The sequence below is a fragment of the Scytonema hofmannii PCC 7110 genome, assembly GCF_000346485.2.
GTDB lineage: Bacteria > Cyanobacteriota > Cyanobacteriia > Cyanobacteriales > Nostocaceae > Scytonema > Scytonema hofmannii.
This window is the reverse complement of sequence record NZ_KQ976354.1, coordinates 8534635-8553341: the sequence shown is the minus strand read 5'-3', so window position 1 is coordinate 8553341 and position 18707 is coordinate 8534635. Positions and strand designations below refer to the sequence as shown.

Sequence of the window (18707 nt, the reverse complement as noted above, 5' to 3'; positions counted from 1 at the left end):
TAAAGGAATATATTGTGCGATCGCCAATCCTTCATACTTCGCAAACGATATATCAATGACCTGCTAAATCAAGCTTATGATAGTACTCTAGATGAAATTTACACCTTCCTGCAAAAAATCGAAGAAGAAGAAGAAGATTTAAAAGCATATGAGCTAGCTAAAAAAGAGGCTGAGGTTGAAGGCTCAGTGTCATGGGAAGAAGCTAAAAAAGAACTAAAAATAGAAAGAAAAAAGGAAGTTGCGTGAGTTATAGAGTTGAAATATTAAAAGGAGCGTTAAAACAACTTAAAAAATTATCACCAGAGCTTCAAGAACGCATACAAGTTAAAATTGATGATTTAGCTACAGAACCTCGTCCAAGTGGGGTGAAAAAGCTAAAAGGTCAAGAAAATGCTTACAGAATAAGAGTATGCGAGTATCGCATTATATACGATATTTTTGACATCGATATTAATCAATGCGATCGCTACTATTGGAGAATTGAGATCGACGATCGCGCCCTATACAACAGCATTTTTCGTCATTCGCATCACGCACGGCTGCAATTCGAGTCATTTCTGCAACACTTGAGATGACGAGCGATAGGCTGAAGATTAACGGTAAAAGGAAAACCAGTTCTTTTTACTTCGCGAATGTTCTGTCTTTACGTATTGTTACATAGATAAAAAGAATCGGTATTTTTGAGCGACTTCAAGTTGCTCATTATACAATTCTTCTGTATCTGGATATTTTAATTCAACTTATTTACCCCTTGAAGTCAGAGTATGACTGATGAAGCAATCTATAAGGCAATTACCTTTGCACCAGTGCAAGGATTTATCGAAAAATCGCGGAAGTTGAGGGACTTGTATGGTGCGTCGTTAATTTTGTCCTATCTCAGTCAGCAGATAGTTCTAGCTGCAGATAGCCGAGATGATGTGACAGTAATTTCCCCTGCAAACATCAGTGTCCAAAAAGGAATGCCGAACCGCATCCTAATTAAAGGTCATTTTACCAAAGAAGCAGCGCAAGAGGTATTGTTGGCTGCTTGGCAAAATATTCTCTCAGTGTGTCGCAACTGGATTGAGCAAGAATTACCTAATTATGAATATGAATGGGAACGTGAGTGGGGACATTGGGGAAACCATACTTGGGAAATATTTTGGGGAGAGGGGAATTCGATCGCATCTGCAATGGAGGATTTGGAAACCCGCAAACTTTCCCGTGCTTGGACTGCAATTAATTGGATTGGAGAAAGCTCGAGTTTAACAGGTACGGATGGTATTGCATTTCCAGGATTGGGGGGAAAAAATCGTAATCCAATCACAAGAAATTTGACCTATCGCTCCGAGCTAGATGAGATCCGAAAGTTTTACAAATCATTAGCAGAGATAACTGAAAATCGAGAAAACTCCCAAGAAGCAGAACCAGAAGCAGATGAATCAGACGCAGATGAAGAAAATTCCCAGGAGGAAGTTCAACTCGAAGGTAAATTTGTCGCACTGAACGAACAATTGAGTATTCCTGAATTAGTTAAACGTCTGGTGACCTGCGAGGATGTGAGAAAAAATATAGGAATAGCAGGTGAAAAAAATTCCTATTTTGGAAGATTACCCAAAGGATTTAAAGAAATTCGTCGCAAGCCAACTGAAACTCAACCCGGACAATGGACAGGTTGGTTTATGGGGGATGGGGATGAAGTGGGGAAAAAACTGAAAAAAATGGCTAATGGTGAAAACCCAGAAGAGGAAATCAGGGTATTTACTAGGAAATTGAGGAACTGGGGTAAAGATTTTTATAGATATTTGCCAAGTCAAAAACTAGGACGAGTCATTTATGCGGGTGGTGATGATTTTTTAGGTGTCATTTACAGTAAAAAACCTAAAAACCCAAATCCTGCATTAACTGCATTGGAATGGTTAATGACATTAAATGATAAATGGCACGAACATGACCAAAAAATTAATGTTAGTGTCGGTTTTGTCTGGGTTGCAGGGAGTGTTCCTCAGCGAGATGTATTACAACACTGTCGTCAAGCACAAGAGACAGCCAAAAATTTAAACCGCAATCGCGTGACAATCCGGATCGTGTTTAATAACGGACAGTATGTGGATTGGACTTGTCCTTGGAAGTATTTGCATATCCTCAAAAGTTACTGCGATCGTGATGGTAACACCTATCCAGAATGGGAAAATAAAGGTCGAGATCCCAAATACGAACCCAATTGGGCGCATATATTTAGCGATTTAGCCCAACTCAAAGCGCGTCATGCTTTTGGATTAGCAGAAAACCGTCGTCCGAATGCGATCGAAAGTCAAACAGCTAATAACAAGGCTAGAAGCATAATAATTCAAAATCGTCGAGCTTTCATTAGTTTTTTGGAAATATACTTTCCTAATTGGAGTCAAGTATTACAGCAAAACGAAATACTAATTGTTGGAGCCAAAGATGGTACAGATAGTTACATAGTTGCACAAATGATGATTAATTGGATTGAAGATTTAATAACAATTGGTTGGTACTTATGTTCAAATACCTTATTATCATCAGACCTTTAGGTTTTTTATATGGAAGCGCAGGTGCATTTTTATCACCAGAAAATTTAGTTGGACGTTCTGGAGAAAAATTTCCACCTAGTGCAGCAACCATATCAGGATTATTTTTTAATGCTAACAAAACTCGAAGTGATATTAGCCAAGCAGAGAAAGACGAACAGCATCGAGACTTAAAAGAAAACCTTTATGTGGCTGGCGCATTTTGGGCGCAATCGGGATACGAGCAAAACTTTTATGTTCCAATTCCTTGGCATTACATAATTGATAAAGACCAAGAAAAAGATGAATGGATCTTAGATGAAAAAGGAGAATGGCAACGTCAAAGACAATATAAAGAAGATAAAGACAAATTAGAACCAGCTTTTACATGGCAGACAATTAATTCTTGGGGATATCAAAAACCTACCTGTAAAAAATCTCCTTGGTATAATATTCCCATTCTTCATCCCAAGATGAAAGACGAAGAGCGTCATACTTTAAAAGAAAATGGTTTATTTCTCGAAAATGCAGTACAAATGCAGGAAGACACCTGTTTGATATATCTTTCAAGCCACAAATTAGCAGATGGTTGGTATCGATTTGGTGGTGAAAAACATCTTGTAGAAATAGAATCAACGGACATAAAAAATGAGAAACTGACTAAACTTTTAGAGGAACCCATTCAACAAGCTTTTGCAATAATAACACCTGCTGTTTGGGGTTCTACACGCTTTTCCTTTCGCGTTCCCCAACATCCCGATTTTCCCATTAACAAAGACAATCCAAAGCTATTGACAGATAAAGCAATACCCTATCGTTACAGTACAGCTGGAAGACTTGGACGCGGACGTTATGCAGTTCCCCCAGGAAGCGTGTATGTATTAGAAAAAACACTTGATTTATCTTGGAGTCAATTTCCAGATGATTGGTTTCCCGATGAAGGTTTTAGCTTAAAACGTATTGGTTCAGGTTTGTGTCTACCAATTCATATTGTTGGTTTAGGTCTTGAAAAAGTAGAACAAGGAGTTGCTTAATGTATCAGAAAGCCTACGGTATTATTGAAACTTTAGCTCCCGTTCATGTCGGTGCAACAGCAGGGGAAGAAAATGGTAATCTAAACTTAATTTTTCGCGAACAATTTACACAAACAGGATTGATTATTGGTAGTTCAATTCGCGGTCGTTTGCGTTCGGAAATGCGACAATATCGTAAATATTTAGAAGAGCAAAACAAGAGTTTGCCAGCAATTCATGAAGAAATTTGGTATGGAAAAGAATCAAAACAGGGTGAAAAAGATAGTACCAGTGAAGCTTTAATAAAATTAGAGCATGCTTCAATTGTTTGGCTACCCGTATTTTGTCCGGGACAACCCATTGTTTGGGTTAGTTGTCCGACTTTACTCAAAAGATATCGTCGTGTTGCTGGGTTAAGCAAAGAGATAAAACTACCCGATCCTTATACCGCCTCTACAGAATTGTGGGAAAAAGCATTAACATCTCAAGAAGACGAAGGAAAAAAGTTTCTCTTTTTTAACCTTGGTTTTTTAGAATTAGAATCCCAACAAGATTTATCAGCATGGTTTCCATTAGAAGAAGATGGAAAGCAGAAAAAATTACCTGCTGTTGTTGTGGATGATAATGATATGGCAATGATTCATGATATGGCTTTATACCGTCAAAGCCGTGTTGCTTTAGAAGATAATGAGAAAAAGGCGAAACAAGGACAATTTTTCAATACCGAAGCTTTACCAGAAGGAACTATTTTAGCATTTCCCATAGCTATCAAACACGATAAAGAATATCCCCCTCAAGACTGGAAACCCATCGAAGGAAAAATGGAAGGTGAAATTTATTTAGGTGGATTAGAATCAATTGGTTTTGGTCACTGTAATATAACAATAAAAATGATTGAATCTAAAAAAGAAGAGTAATTAGTAAGTGTTGTCTGATGCGTTATTAAAGTATACAATAAAGGTAAATTATGGCTTGGCATTCATTCGACTTAGATAGAAAAGCGCAAGATCTTGTAATCAAATATCGTGACAAAGATGTTTTAAACGAATCCCATAAAATGCGCGTGACAGCAACTTATGGTTTAGAGCGATTTTGGGGAGAACATTTGCGCTTAATGGGTAAAACTAATAATGAAGATGATTACAAAAAAGGAGAATTTTGGTTAGCAACATGGAAAGAATTAGTCAAAATCATGAAAGTAGCTGGAATAAAAGTTCCAGAACCAGAGATTCCTGACGACAAGAAAAAAAATCTTCGTAACGGAGAATCTATTCGTCGCGATAAAAAGGGAAATTTTGAGACTGAAGATATTCAAAGTATGGTAAATCAGCTTTGGGATAAAAAGCATTTTCCTGTCGAACATCAGAGAGTCACTTTAGCGGTTCTCACTCAATTTTGTGATAGCTTAATTTGGTGGACGCAGCGTTATAAGAAATTAGAAAAGCAAGAGAAATAAATCCTGTAGAGAGATCGCATTGCTGTATCTCCTACAGAATTTTCGGCAATAACTAAAAATTCACTCGTGAATTAAGGTAATCAACATGAATCAAGATCATGTCCCCATGATGTTTCGCGCCCAAATTGATAGTCGCAGCCAAATTCATCGAGTCGATCAAAATAAAGGAACATATCAAGATGCTCATAAATGGGTGGATGAATGGACAAAAAAAGTTTTTCCAACAAATCAGCTTCCAGGAAACCAACAACCCAGAATCAATCCATCTACTTCCTCATCTGTATCTCGTCCACAACTTCGTCACCAACAAAATCGCTCGCCTAACCGCGCAACAGCACGCTCTACTCCAAATAATCCAGCTTTTGCACGTCCTACTCCAGCCTCTTCTCCAAAAGTATCGCGAGACACATCCTTCAAACTTCCTAAATTTGGCACGAATGTTAGAACATGGGAATATACAATGAGTTGGCGTTTAGTGACCAATAGCGGACAAGATGAGAGCGTAATTCTTCCAGTGATTAATGCTAAAGGTTTTCCTTACTTTCCTGGCGCAAGCATGAAAGGTGTCTTTCGACGTGCTTGTGTTGATATGTATGGTAAACGACAAGCAAATAGCTATTGCGGAGAAAAATTAGCTGATGGAAGTAGTAAACCTGGTATTTTACGTTTCCATGGTGCATACCCAGTGAGTATGGATTGGACACAAGGATTGGTAGATATTATCCATTGTCAGGAGGAAAAACAGGTAATTAGCGATGATTTTCAAGATGGTGCAAAAACTCAGATATCTTTGCATCAAGTTAAATTAAAATTTGGGATTTCTAGCACTGAGAAATTATCAGAAGATGAATGGCAAAAAATCGAAAATATTTGGAAAAAAGCCTTAGCGATGGGAATTGGTTCGCGAGTTAGTGCTGGTTATGGATACTTTCGGGAAATTGAGCAAGCAGTTGTTAGAGACAATCAATTATTACAAATAAAGCTGAAAGGACAGGGAGGAACATCACAATTAGTCGATAGAACAAAAGAATTTCGTCCAAATATGTTTAAAGCTGCTTTACGAGGTCACACTCTACGTTTATTAGGAGGGTTAACTAACGAAGCAACTGCTAAAGATATTACCAAAGAATTATGGGGTGGTTTTTCTGGTGATGGTTCGATAGTCGGATTGCTAGGAGTTAATTTTGACTTCGATCCGTCCCAAATTCGGTATGAGGATGATAAAAGATATTATGAATTACCTACAGGAGTTTTAAAAATATTTTGTATGCATCGTCAAATTGATGATGTTCAAAGACAAAAAATACTAGAAACAACTAAAGCTCTAGTTCAATTCTCGCTTATATTTGGAGGTTTCGGAAAGTCATGGCGGAGAATTTGTCATAAAAAATTTTATTTCTCTTATCAAAGACAAATTATTGGTTGCCATTGGGAGTTTCTCGACGATACTGTTTATTATCCTATTACCAAACTAGAGGATGTTGCCGAGTTTATTAGCCATACTCGTGATTTACTCCGTCTTTGGATTCCAAAAGATAAACAAGTACATCGTGATGTGAATCAATCTACAAACTTTTCAGAAAATCAATCTATAAATACACCAAGCTTACCCAAACAAGTTAATAATCCTGGGCTGATGTCTCCTCCTAAACGTCCACAGAATCCACCAGTTAATTTAGGTGCAGAGACAAATAATACTGGTGTAGAAAAATGGCGCGAAGCTTGGTATTCACCCAAAGTACAGGTTTGGGGACGTGAAGCGAAAGATGGAAAAAGCCTTGCAATTGATTGGTTACATTCTGAATACAGAGGTAGAGATACAATCAGAAATCCTCATATTTTAGCAGGGGGTATGCAAGAAAATCTAAGACGTATGTTAACAGGACGAATTTGGCATCGTATGTATCCAAATTTTATCACCAATGAAAAGGGTTCTACCAACACAGATAAAGGGTTCATTGAGTTATTGACTATTTTCCCAGATACATCTCCACAAACACAAAAGTTTTTAGAGTTTTTAGAAGAGGAAAGTGAATTTATGCGAATTTGGTAGATTTCTGTTCTGTATATAGCAGTCTTATTGGATAGGTAAAAATTATTAACCGCAGAAGCGCAGAGAGCGCAGAGAGAGGAATCAGAGATTTTCACGACTCCTCAACGGATTGCTATATAACTATCCTCATCAAAAGTCAAGGAATCAGTATTATGAAAGTATGGATTTTAACAACTGGAAATAGAGATGTTCAACTCAAAACTAATCAGAATTGGGAGAATTTTTATTACGAAGTCCTGGAGAAGGGAAATACTGAAATTAGTTACGATCGCGATATTTTTATCAGTGTTGAAAAGGATAGAACCACAAACCTGTATCCTGTACCATCGAGAGTGTTGGGTATAGTGTATGAAGAGAAATTAAATAACTATACATCAGATTTAGCGTTTCCACTTTTTGATACTTATTTTCAATACTTTGAGAGAAATAATATCAAATTAGATGAAGTCATTGTACTTTTAACCGATCAACAGCATATTTTTCAAGCTCAACAAAGGGATAAAGATTATTGTCCATATTGGCAAGATACATATACTCTTGGCAATATATTGACTTGGTATTTTCAAAATAAGTTTCAAAATATTCTGAGATCGCCATTTAATCCAGACAAACATTTTTTATATCTAAAACCAAAGTCTGGAAGAGGATTAGACCATTGGAATGAGACTTTATCACTCGTTGAAAATGTTTTTCGTCAGATTCAACTTAGCAATCCAGAAGTATATATCAGCCATCAAGCTGGTACACCAGCTATTTCATCAGCCGTACAATTTGTCAGTTTAAATCGGTTTAAAAATGTTAACTTTATATTAAGCAATCAATATTATGATATTACATACAACCAACAGACAGAAGCAGATGAAGTAAAATTTGAAAAACTTGAATTAGAAATTATACAAAAAGCCAAACCCGAAGAGGTTAGTCATAAAACATCAGAATATTGGCGTAGTCTTCAAATTGAAAAAGCCAAACAACTTGTTATTAGCGGATTTCCTGGTGCAGCACTCAAAATTATTCAAGATGCAGGAAGAGTTTCTCAAGGAAGTATTGATGAGTTACAAAACATGGTGAATTTTTTCAATTTACATAATGTTGAGAGAGATAGTAAAGGAGACTTTGAAATTGCAAACGCTAGCCAACGTATAATTGATAGTCTAGATTTAATTGGTTTTTTTCTTAATCAAAAAAACTATCTCCAAGGAGTTACTTTGCTTGCTGCTACACAGGAAACTTTTTTAAAGACGGCAATTCTTCATGAAGTGGGGAAATTAACTGATACATACCAAGGTGTTTCTGTATCGGAATTTTTACAATGGGATGAAAAAGGTTTATTTCTAATAATAGAGCCTGAGTTGAGAAGAAAATTGAAATTATCTGAGAATCATAACTTAGATCAAATCAAAAAAGATATTTTGAATAAACTTAAGTTTCCTCCCAAGCTGCTAGATAAAGTTAGTTATGTCGATAGACAAACTCATGAGTTAAACTTTAAAACCAATAAAAATTCTGTAATGCTAGCGTGGTTACAGCAACTCATATCCAATGTAAAATTATGGGGAAATCTCATTCAGTCATGTGATGATAATAGAGATCGTGAAAATGATTTACGCAACCAATTCATGCATAATCTGCGTGGAATGGAGGATATTGATGCTATTCAATATCTACTTGGTTCACAAAATCAACCTAGTGTTAGTAATGTGATGGATGCTTACAATCACCACGTTAAACAACCATTTTTAGAAACTATCAATATATTAGGGATACCTTACGAGCGCGATAAATTGCAGAAAAAATTGAAAAAAATAGCTGACAGTTTAGATGAATGATACATGGAGATTCGCCAAAATGCCCTCACTCCAGAAGAGTGAAGCTATACGAACGAAGCCTACCTCTGCAGGCTGTAAGGTTACATATTGTGCGATCGGCTAATCATACTTTGCCAACGACATCACTTGAGCACCGTAACTGCGCGAACCAGAAGGTGTATTTATCGAACGCTTGTTATATAACCTCCAACGACTTATCAGTCATAGCTTTGAAGCATTTTAGTAGAAATCGAGGTTCGCGCAAACTCTGAAACCCTTACCAGAATTAGATTTACAGCGACTTTTTACAGGAGGGATATTGACAAGCGATCGCTCAAACGGTACTTTTTTATCTAGTCCGCGCAAATGGGAGTCGAAAGTCTTGTTCTCCAAGCTCTCTAGACCCCCGTAGTCTCCACTAACAATGTGGAGGCGCATAATTGGAAACGGGTCGTCGATTTAGAGGAAATGACAGTAGATTGGTCTCCACTAACAATGTGGAGGCGCATAATTGGAAACGGCATAATACAGTAGTTGATGGCTAACAATAGCTTTAGTCTCCACTAACAATGTGGAGGCGCATAATTGGAAACGTAAGATTAATAACTGTATGGCTGCCCGGTGCGTGTCTCCACTAACAATGTGGAGGCGCATAATTGGAAACAGATTCAAGCAACTATTTGGTAAGTTGCTTACTTTTTGTCTCCACTAACAATGTGGAGGCGCATAATTGGAAACTTGTTGGCAGCAATCAAAAGATTATCTGTAGTCCTAGTCTCCACTAACAATGTGGAGGCGCATAATTGGAAACTAATCCCATTGAGTCAACGGTCTTATAAAAGTCACCGTCTCCACTAACAATGTGGAGGCGCATAATTGGAAACTAAGCATTCTGATGCATCCGGTGACTGTGTTACTTGACCCATAAATCTGCACAGACTGTAAGGATAAATTTGCACACTGCTGTTACTTAAAGCAAAAAGTGGCAGTTTTTAAAGCATAAAGTGGCAGTAGCGGAAAACCCCTGTTGATACAGGGTAAAATGATATTGACTATTCAAGATTGCGTCTTACCTGTTTTAAAACCTCAATGACTTCAGAGTGCCACAATGAAGAGGGATTCTGCATAAATTTTCGCAGATTTTTAGCAGTGGGAGTAATGCCTTGTGCATGAAGCACTGGAGCTAGTTGCCTGACTTCTCGACAACCCTGCTGAATTGATAGTTTATGAAGAAATTTTCGGTAATCTTTGTAGCGCAAAGAAATAGCATGGCACAAAGTAGGGCAATAGTGGTAAAAAGTTGCCAGACCAATCCCAGTCCTAAGAGCTATTTTTCTCAGAGAAGGTGGTGGAGACTCCGAGCCAAAAAGAGACAATTCGAGTAAATCGCGGATCTGTGAGTGCCTTAACTGTTGCTGATATTCAGTATATCTAGCAGCAATAGATGCTGATAAAGATTTTGAAATGGCGGTTAAACTACTATAAGTTTTGAATCCTAAACGAACAGCTAACTGAGTTAAAGAAGGAGGTGGTTCCTCTTCTAAAGCTAGTTGCATCGCTTGAATAACTTGTTCGGGCTTGGGAGTATTTTTAGAAGTAACTAGAGCAGGTTGTGTTAATTTTATCGGCTCATTAGCTTCTAAAGAAGCTAGTTTATTAGGAGAAATCGGTACTAGTTTAAGCTGGAGAAAATTGACAAGAGTTGTTTCCAATATGTAACAAATTTTTAGGAGTTTATCCAAATTGGGGATGGCTACACCTGAATACCAATGTAGGATTTCATATCTCGATAGTCCCAACCAACGACCAAAAGCGGAAACATTGCCCTGAGTATATTGATGTACATAAGCCTTGAGCATTGTTTTAATAGTCTCTCTCAAAGGTGGATGGGAAAACTCAGGAGCTAATTGAATTAATTCTCCTAAAGTCTGAACTTTCCAAATTTCTTGTTGGGAGTTGGTTGTCTCCTCAAACAAGTGCTTGTGTTGGTCGTTCATTTCCGGCTTAATTCCTAACCAGCGACCACACTTTAAGCAAAATCCAGGTCGGGAATTGTGCCATAGAGGTAAAAATTCTTGTTCACAGTGGGGACATTTAGATTCTAAAAATTGAAGATGATTTGGACAAATTTTGACAGCTTTCAAAGCCCACAGTAGAGGTGAATAAATGACCTGTTTATTGTTCAACCACTCTTGATAGCAATAAGGACACCAAGCATGAAAATCTTTGAGCAACCCCAAAACAGGAAAGACTTGTGCCCAAGGTAGCATTGTCAAAAACTGTAAGTCAGTGCGTTTTGTAAGTGCTTCGAGAGCTTTAACAAGTTGTTTGGCTCCACTTTGAGTTCCGTTTAAAGCTTTTACAGAAGCTTGCCCATACAAAGCTACTGTGCTTGAGGAATTCAAGGAATTGGTAGCATTGTCATGTCTGACTAGTGGTCTTACCTCTCTAGCTAATAAAGTTCCACTTGGTACACTGTGAGCTTCGGCTAGACGAGCAACATAACTAGTCAGACTCTCAACATAACTTGTGCCTATACCAATTGGTTCTAGATGAAACAAACGGCTAGGGCTGGGGATAAATTGTGTTTCTTGAATCCATAATTCATCGTTAAGTGCTGTGTTAAATATCATCTGGATTCACCCCTACAGTATCTCGTTTGGGTTTTCTTTGTCCAACACGACCTTTTTTAGATACACGATTTCCGACTCGCATTTTTGTGCCGTATTCTGTTAAATATTGCTGCTCAACAAAACTTGTTTCTTCTCGGAAGCGTCTAAATCCCTGTTCTGCTTCTTCCTTAATTTTGTTGATACGGGATGCAGAAAAAGCACCTACTTTAAGATGTTTAGTATTGAGAGTACGAGCTTCTTCTGCTAAAGCGACCCTCAGAGAGCGAGTCAACCAATTCTTCAAGAGTCCCACACAGCCAACTGAGCCAGAAAAAAGATACTCGTAGTGTTGTTCTAATTTTGGTTCTTGTGCAAGGGGAATATGGTGTTGAAAAGTTCTAATAACTCTGAGAAATTCAGTCATATCTTCTGGGTTATCAGCTTGATAAGGTGAGAGGTGGATATCCTCGCTACGTCGTCCTACCTGTCCATTCAGAGTAGGACAGTTAAGCAGTTCATAAGTGCCAAATAGGATATGCACTGTACCAGTAAGATTAGCAATGGACTTAATCCAGTTCATTTGCTGTAACATTTGGTGTCCACCAGCCATCATCAATAAATGCTGCGCCTCGTCTACAGTAAAAGCTTTGAGCTGACGGTGACGAAATACTTTTTCCATTGCTCGGCGTAATGCAAATGCATCTTGGCGATAAGCCCGATTTAGCAAGCCCAAATCATTTCCCTCATCTCCAGTAAATCCATAATCAACTTTGTATTCAATCAAAACTTCATTGAGAGCTTCTAGGACACGAGTGTAATAATCCTTATAACTAAACTTCCCACCAGATGCAGGAATAGCTTCAATACCTGCAACAGCAATTTGACCGGGGTTTTGGCGTAATGAAGGGAGGAATTCCGAGAGGAGCATCTTTTCAAGACGTAAGCGTAACGTTGTTTTTCCTACGCCAGTCACACCAAAAACTAAAAAGACTAATGTGTCGGCTGGCTCTAGAATATTAATTAATAAAACATCCAAAGCTTCTTTGAGTCGTTTATGGGGAATAGTAATATTTTTGAAGTAATTAGTCTTGGTTTCGTTCGACTGTAAGAGGAGTTCATCTGGAAAAGAGCGTGTCTGTGTTCTCACCATAATTCCGACCTACTGTAAGCTTCTATTTCGTTGAAATCTATTGATGGGGTTGCTGATACTTTTACGGGTTGATTATCTTCGGATAGCTCTCCATTATTTTTCTCTAAACTCTTCCGAAAATTCTGAGGATTTTCTTGAGTTAACTTCCCCTCAATCAAAGCGCAGACATCTTGATGTGCTAAATCATGCAAGCGTTGTATTAACAAAGCTTCTTGGGCTTCAATTCCTTCTAAATAAGTAGCTTTTTCTTTGGCAGAGAGCGTAACCCTTTGAGCGTGTTTTTGTCTTTTTCGACGTAATTGGGTACTAGCTATGTTTACTTCTCGCTCCGAACGATTTTGAAAAGATTTGTAATATTCAGAGATACAGCGCACCCAATGACCTTTAACGTAAGCATAAGCAGTTCCTACGTCAAAAGGGTCGTAGCGAATCGGTACATTAGTTCCTTCAATTTCTGGTCTTAGGAACGAATCATCAGTTGACCAATAATAGAGATAATTAATTTTCACACCTCTGCTTGGTTGAACTTTTGCTGTTCCCTTAGATGTAGATGGCAAAGTAAAAAATATAACCGCAGTTGTAGGCAATTTGAGCGGCTTTAAACTTAGCTTTCCATCTATAAATAGTACGTGATGCAACAGTTTTGTTATCCCTTGGACAGCCATTGAGTAATGGTTCAATCACTTGATATTTTTGGTTGGCTTGTGCTAATTCTTCAGGACTAGCTCTGAGAAATATCTCCATTCCTTTGGGCGTGATTCTTAATTGATTGTGAGATGAAGACACGCTTGTAATCTTGCCAAAATCCCAGACATCTACAGCCACATCCTTGGGCTGAGACTTCACCATTTGACTATAAGCTACTGCAGTTTCTTTGTTCTGAAAAAGATGTACTCTTTCTGGTTCTGCTAAGGGAGCCGCGCTCAAGTTCAGGTAAATTTTTTGAGTGGCTATCAAAGCATTTATGTCGTCAGCATTAGCCTGTTTATCATCCAGAAGTTGCCAATAAGTTATGCCAGGATTTAAACTGACTACTGCTACTAAATTCTCGGCTATTTCTGGTGAAATTTCGTAACTGCTATCGTTATAAGCTTTGAGAAATAGTCGATTTCTGTATCTAATCCAATCAATTTCTGTGTCTAAACGGATTCGGTAGTATAAACCTAATTTTTCTGCATAGGCAACTGCTGGTAGATTACGCCATTGCCCATCTTCTGTACGAATATAGCGCTGTGGTTGTTTAGCGGCTAATTTCTCTAATCTTGTTTCTGGTTTCCACTCTTCAAAACCGGCGCTCTTGTTCCGAATCACAAAAAAGTCCGGTATATGCGAAGCTTTCACTATTTGCCCATTGTTTGATAAAAATTCTAGAGTTATTTGATAAGGTTGGTCGTAGTATTCCAGGACATCTGAATCTTCTTCATACTCTTCTACACCTGGTAATTCGACAGAATGCGACTCGAATTGGATGGTTTTTGCCATTTTTCGACTGGCGTAGTCGCCTCTAACATTAATCCCGCTACTCTTCACTCGCCGGATTGGTTGAGACTCGCGGATTTGGGAGATGACTTGCCGAGCCGCTTGTGGTAAATTCACGTAGTGACACCAATCATTGAACTCAAGGTCACTCAACATACTGACTCCCCAAGCCTTCAAAGCACGCAACAGGCTCTTACCACAAATTTAGACTTTTGCTAATTCAATTTCTGGCTTCAATACAAATATTTACCATTACTGTTTCAACTGACTGCTGCCACTTTATGCTTTAAAAACTGCCACTTTTTGCTTTAAGTAACACTCAAAGTGGAAGCATTAAATTGCAATTTTGCCAATTTATGCTTCAAGTAACAGACTGGGTAAAGTCTCCACTAACAATGTGGAGGCGCATAATTGGAAACTTAATAATACTAACGCATCTTTAGGGCTTGAAGCGTCTCCACTAACAATGTGGAGGCGCATAATTGGAAACATAAATATTTACCACGCGTTACTATATATTAAACGTCTCCACTAACAATGTGGAGGCGCATAATTGGAAACGCAAGAAATTCCTCTGCTGTAATTTTTGGGTTGTTGTCTCCACTAACAATGTGGAGGCGCATAATTGGAAACCGAGCAACTGGGGGGAACAGATATCGCATATCACTTAGTCTCCACTAACAATGTGGAGGCGCATAATTGGAAACTTTCGCCCCTCCTCCATCGCTTGAAGAATAAGAGATGGTCTCCACTAACAATGTGGAGGCGCATAATTGGAAACTGAGACTTGCTTGCGCGATTTTCTCAAAGTCATCAGATAAAATATTAGGCAACATAATTGAGTCGTTGCTCTAGTTCCTGATGCAAAGCTAGGTAATGACGGTAATCATTTGCCCATTCTATAAATAGGGCATCATCTGACAATAATCCTTGATTATATTGGTTAAAGAATTCTTCAGAGTTCATTTTTTGTTTGTTTTCATACAAGCTCAATCGCTTGGCAACAGCAACTAAGGCATCTAATGGTGATGTATACTGAATAGTCTGTTTACGCATTGGCTCTTACCCTTGTAACAGATTTATCTGTGATGCTAAAACTTCTCACTGCTTTCATCTTAGCAAATTGTTAGTACGTTTTGTTACTAGACTTTCTCCCTTAGCCAAATACCATCGGAAACCCGCGTTTCCAAGCATAGGTTTTAATAAAGCATATACAAATTGAACCCAAACCGAAAGCAATTAGGGAAAACCTATGCTAACAACTCGTCGTGTCCTGATTTTTGCAGATAGCGATAACACTTACTTAGCAGCACAAAGCTTCAATAGAAAAATAGACTGGCAAAAAATTTGTCACTATCTCGCCGATCCAAAAGAAGGTAGAGAATTGATAGAGATGGTGATTTATGTAGGGTTACCTCCAGCCAGAGAAAGATTTGAAGAACAGCGAAAAACGAAAGAAAAATTTGTTTACTGGGCTAGAAATAATGGCTTTTTAGTCGTCACAAAAGAAGGAAAGGTTAAAGGAGAGGATTATGAAAGTAACATTGATATCGTAATGGCAATGGATGCGATTGAATTAGCTTTAGAAGTAAAACCCGATATCGTTGTATTGGTGACTGGAGATTCAGATTTTGCTTATTTAGCCGAAAAATTGAGAAGAAGAGGAATGCGAGTTGAAGTTGCATCAGTTGAACAATCGTTAGGTAACGAGTTAAAAAACGCGGCTAATAGTATTGTCGATTTAATCGAGGTATTTGATTCATTTAACCCTCAAAATAGCAGCCAAACTTTTCACAGAATTGGTAACACCAGCATATTTGATTAATATCAGTGACCAGTGACCAGTAACCAGTGACCAATGAATATTATGCCAACAATCAATGGAAAATTAATTACCCAAGGACAAAATCACCTAGAAACCCTAGATACACTCAAGCATCAAACGACAAACATCATGCAGAACTTTCAAGACTTAGAGACACAAATTATTAGTCTTAGTCAGCAACAAGAGCAGAAATATGCACAAGAAATCAACACAATCAAAAGTCGTCTGACTCAATTAGATAAAAGATGTATTCTTCTCGAAGAATCTATTGCTAGACAGTTGATACAGTTTATCGTTATCAATATTTTTAGCATCTTTGGATTAATTTTTCTGTGGTACTGGTTTGAAGTCTCTAATAAACCAACCCATCAAACAAAATCAGTTATTCCAGATATTACAATAAATCTCAAATCACGGGTTTTTTGATTGAAGAACGAACAATAAATATATTCAAGAATACGTCATTAACCAAAGAAAGGAGATGAAATGAGAGCAGTCATTAATGGAAAATTAGTCGATTTACCACAAGGGACTACGGTAGAACAATTGAGAAAAAAATTACCAGAAATTGGGAATGATGATGTTATGGAAGAAGGTTTCGGTGGAACTAGACCATTGAAGAATAATGAAGCTCTGAAAGAAGGTTCAAAGGTGTGGACTGTACCCAAAATTGTTAAAGGATAGGCGTAAGTCTTATATCAATCAACATTTGTCAACAATAATTTTGTGGAGGTGAAATATGACAATTACAGTCAGTAAAGACAAATCTGAATTTCAACCAACTTCAAGGTTGATAGAAGAACTCAAACTTTTAGAAAAAGCAGCAAAAAATATTGTCGTTGGAACTAAAACAATTGAAAATGTCAAATACACGGCTATTTTAGTCAAAGGAATGCCCTTATCTTCCCAGAAGTTTACAGTTTCTAATACTGACGTTTTGTTTTTATTGCCACCAGAATACCCCCAATTACCTCCCATTGGTTGCTATCTCAATTACCCTTGGAACACAACCGGAGAAGGAGACCATCACTTCACAAGACAAAGCTATTATGGAGCGCCTTTTTTAAGTGATGAAGGATGGTATTGGTATTGTGTGGGATTAGGAGGAGGATTTAATCGAGAAGTATGGTTGAACTCATGGAAACCAACTCAGCAAGTTGATAAAGGGCATAACCTTGCAACGCTATTTGTAACAGCACGTCATGCAATTAATACCGATGACTAGTAATCAGTGACCAGTGACCAGTGACCAGTGACCAGTGACAAATTGTGCTCAAAAAATAACTGAGGTAAAATCTGATGAGATATCAAAATAAACTAGCAGAATATTCCTTACATATACCGCCAAAAATGTGGCAAGAATTCCGTCAAAATATGTTAGATTGCCGAAATTTCAATGAAGAAGTGATTGGTTTCTTCTTCTGCAAACCTCATCACGTATCCAAGAGAAAAATTCGCTATATTCCCAAAGCTTGGGTTGTTCCTTCTCAAGATTGCTATGAGATACAATCTGTAGGTGGATTGGTTTTAACACAACAATTTCATTTCTACTTATTAAAACAGTATCTCAAAGAAGGATTGCATGTCGTTCATATCCATACCCACGTTGGCGAGATGATACCCGAATTCTCTTCCGTTGATGATTATTATGAATCGGAATATTCTCGATTTCTGGCTCAGAATTTCCCCAAAAAACCTCGTTTGATTTCTGGAGTATTTAATCAGTCATTACAACAATGTAAATTCCGTATCTGGGACAGAAAAGGGAAAAAGTTTTCTAGTATAAAGTTTTCTCATGACTACCTGGAAATGACGGATTTTCTTGGAGAAAATCTTGAAGAGCATGGCGTTACACCAACAATCCAAAATAATGGCACAATAAATATGACACAGCCCATATTCAACAATCGCAATTTAATGTTTACCAGGCAGAAAATATTTGGCGATACCTGTCAAAAACAACTCAGCGAACTCAAAGTTAGTCTCATTGGGTGTGGAGGAATAGGCTCAATCTTTGCAGAATTATTAGGGCGATTAGGTGTTAAAAATTGGATATTAATTGACCGCGATCGCATAGAAACAGTCAATCTCAATCGAATGCCTGGAGCCACTCAAAAAATGGTTGAGGAGCGATGGAAAAAAGTTGACTATGTGAAACATTTAATCAAAAAAATTTATCAGACAGGTTCCTGTGTAACTACAATACCAACATCAATCGATAGTGAAACAGCCAAAGCAGCAATAGCTACATCAGATTTAATCGTAGTTGCAACAGATAATCATCTTTCTCGCAAAATAGCCCAAGAATTAGCATTAGAATATATGCATCCGCTCATTTGCCTTGGCACTCACATAGATATTAATCAATGCGATCGCAAACCGCGAATGTTTTGTCGTGTCACCATTCCTCCTTTAGGAGGTGGTTGGTGCTTGATGTGTGGCAATATTATTAGCCTGCAAAAAGCAGCCGTGGAATCTGCACCAATGCAAATCAATCAAATGGTTGCAAACGCAGGTTATTTAGAGGGAGTAAACGACCCAGCAGTATTTTGGTTAAATAGTATTTGTGCCAGTACCGCAGTAGGTATCATCCATGGGATGGTAAGCGGTTTTCTCAATGTAGACGCGGGACTTGATTGGGTTTACGAGTTTCCCAATTCTGTTTGGCATCAGACCAATACGGAGTATTTAGAAACACCTGATTGTTATTTTTGTTCTTACTTTGATGCTTCTACAGCAAAGAGTGAAGAATTCTCCAGTGAAAGCGATGTTGAAAATATGGACTATTGGCTATAGAA

General features: G+C 37.9%; 18 protein-coding genes and 2 CRISPR repeat arrays. Of the genes, 13 read left to right on the top strand and 5 right to left on the bottom strand.

What is annotated here, in order from left to right; all coding sequences use genetic code 11:
• The first annotated feature begins 12 nt into the window (after positions 1-12).
• From WA1_RS36215 to WA1_RS36180, 8 genes are all read left to right on the top strand, one after another.
• Entirely contained in the window at positions 13-246 is a 234-nt protein-coding gene (locus WA1_RS36215) for a hypothetical protein (protein ID WP_017746635.1), read from the top strand.
• Entirely contained in the window at positions 243-575 is a 333-nt protein-coding gene (locus tag WA1_RS61945; RefSeq protein WP_017746634.1) for a type II toxin-antitoxin system RelE family toxin, read from the top strand. The genes WA1_RS36215 and WA1_RS61945 overlap by 4 nt, the downstream gene beginning before the upstream one ends.
• A 189-nt stretch (positions 576-764) precedes the next feature.
• Positions 765-2537, top strand: coding sequence for a Cas10/Cmr2 second palm domain-containing protein (locus WA1_RS36205; RefSeq protein ID WP_017746633.1), 1773 nt, complete (start codon positions 765-767; stop codon positions 2535-2537).
• Positions 2504-3547 carry a type III-B CRISPR module-associated Cmr3 family protein gene (locus WA1_RS36200; protein ID WP_017746632.1) on the top strand — a complete coding sequence of 348 codons (1044 nt, stop codon included), beginning with the start codon at positions 2504-2506 and terminating at the stop codon, positions 3545-3547. Before WA1_RS36205 ends, WA1_RS36200 begins: the two co-directional genes overlap by 34 nt.
• The gene (locus tag WA1_RS36195) at positions 3547-4443 is read left to right on the top strand and encodes an RAMP superfamily CRISPR-associated protein (RefSeq protein ID WP_017746631.1); all 897 of its coding nucleotides are present in this window, start codon (positions 3547-3549) and stop codon (positions 4441-4443) included. Before WA1_RS36200 ends, WA1_RS36195 begins: the two co-directional genes overlap by 1 nt.
• A 50-nt stretch (positions 4444-4493) precedes the next feature.
• A complete protein-coding gene (locus WA1_RS36190) occupies positions 4494-4982 on the top strand; it encodes a hypothetical protein (protein ID WP_017746630.1) in 489 nt (162 codons plus the stop codon).
• An 85-nt stretch (positions 4983-5067) separates the two neighbouring features.
• Complete coding sequence (locus WA1_RS36185) at positions 5068-7035, top strand: RAMP superfamily CRISPR-associated protein (RefSeq protein ID WP_017746629.1); 1968 nt, start codon at positions 5068-5070, stop codon at positions 7033-7035.
• Between the two features lie 152 nt (positions 7036-7187).
• Positions 7188-8864, top strand: a complete 1677-nt coding sequence (locus WA1_RS36180; protein WP_017746628.1) for a hypothetical protein — start codon at positions 7188-7190, stop codon at positions 8862-8864.
• A gap of 390 nt (positions 8865-9254) precedes the next feature.
• Positions 9255-9727: a CRISPR direct-repeat array (repeat unit 37 nt; unit sequence GTCTCCACTAACAATGTGGAGGCGCATAATTGGAAAC).
• A 168-nt stretch (positions 9728-9895) separates the two neighbouring features.
• On the opposite strand, the gene WA1_RS36175 is transcribed toward WA1_RS36180, so the two are convergent.
• The 5 genes from WA1_RS36175 to tumA all read right to left on the bottom strand — a co-directional run bounded on the left by WA1_RS36175 (position 9896) and on the right by tumA (position 15140).
• The gene (locus WA1_RS36175; RefSeq protein ID WP_017750177.1) at positions 9896-11476 is read right to left on the bottom strand and encodes a TniQ family protein; all 1581 of its coding nucleotides are present in this window, start codon (positions 11474-11476) and stop codon (positions 9896-9898) included.
• A complete protein-coding gene (locus WA1_RS36170) occupies positions 11466-12605 on the bottom strand; it encodes an ATP-binding protein (protein ID WP_017750178.1) in 1140 nt (379 codons plus the stop codon). The genes WA1_RS36175 and WA1_RS36170 overlap by 11 nt, the downstream gene beginning before the upstream one ends.
• The gene (locus WA1_RS60630; protein WP_033336839.1) at positions 12599-13162 is read right to left on the bottom strand and encodes a Mu transposase C-terminal domain-containing protein; all 564 of its coding nucleotides are present in this window, start codon (positions 13160-13162) and stop codon (positions 12599-12601) included. Before WA1_RS60630 ends, WA1_RS36170 begins: the two co-directional genes overlap by 7 nt.
• Positions 13146-14240 (bottom strand): TnsA endonuclease N-terminal domain-containing protein, encoded by a 1095-nt coding sequence (locus WA1_RS53800; protein WP_272819043.1) that lies wholly within the window; start codon positions 14238-14240, stop codon positions 13146-13148. Before WA1_RS53800 ends, WA1_RS60630 begins: the two co-directional genes overlap by 17 nt.
• Before the next feature lie 226 nt (positions 14241-14466).
• Positions 14467-14865: direct repeats of the CRISPR family, unit length 37 nt; unit sequence GTCTCCACTAACAATGTGGAGGCGCATAATTGGAAAC.
• Between the two features lie 44 nt (positions 14866-14909).
• On the bottom strand, positions 14910-15140 hold the full coding sequence (gene tumA / locus WA1_RS61940; protein WP_017750138.1) for an antitoxin TumA: 231 nt from the start codon (positions 15138-15140) through the stop codon (positions 14910-14912).
• Positions 15141-15336: 196 nt separating this feature from the next.
• On the opposite strand from tumA, the gene WA1_RS36150 reads away from it, so the two are divergent.
• The 5 genes from WA1_RS36150 to WA1_RS36130 all read left to right on the top strand — a co-directional run bounded on the left by WA1_RS36150 (position 15337) and on the right by WA1_RS36130 (position 18705).
• Positions 15337-15909 (top strand): LabA-like NYN domain-containing protein, encoded by a 573-nt coding sequence (locus WA1_RS36150; protein ID WP_017750139.1) that lies wholly within the window; start codon positions 15337-15339, stop codon positions 15907-15909.
• Between the two features lie 33 nt (positions 15910-15942).
• Positions 15943-16335, top strand: a complete 393-nt coding sequence (locus tag WA1_RS36145; protein ID WP_158516735.1) for a hypothetical protein — start codon at positions 15943-15945, stop codon at positions 16333-16335.
• Between the two features lie 60 nt (positions 16336-16395).
• On the top strand, positions 16396-16593 hold the full coding sequence (locus tag WA1_RS36140; protein ID WP_017750141.1) for a hypothetical protein: 198 nt from the start codon (positions 16396-16398) through the stop codon (positions 16591-16593).
• Positions 16594-16648: 55 nt separating this feature from the next.
• Positions 16649-17134: an E2/UBC family protein gene (locus tag WA1_RS36135; RefSeq protein ID WP_017750142.1), complete on the top strand. Its 486-nt coding sequence runs from the start codon at positions 16649-16651 to the stop codon at positions 17132-17134.
• A 74-nt stretch (positions 17135-17208) separates the two neighbouring features.
• Positions 17209-18705, top strand: coding sequence for a ThiF family adenylyltransferase (locus tag WA1_RS36130; protein ID WP_026135389.1), 1497 nt, complete (start codon positions 17209-17211; stop codon positions 18703-18705).
• The last annotated feature ends 2 nt before the right edge of the window (positions 18706-18707 follow it).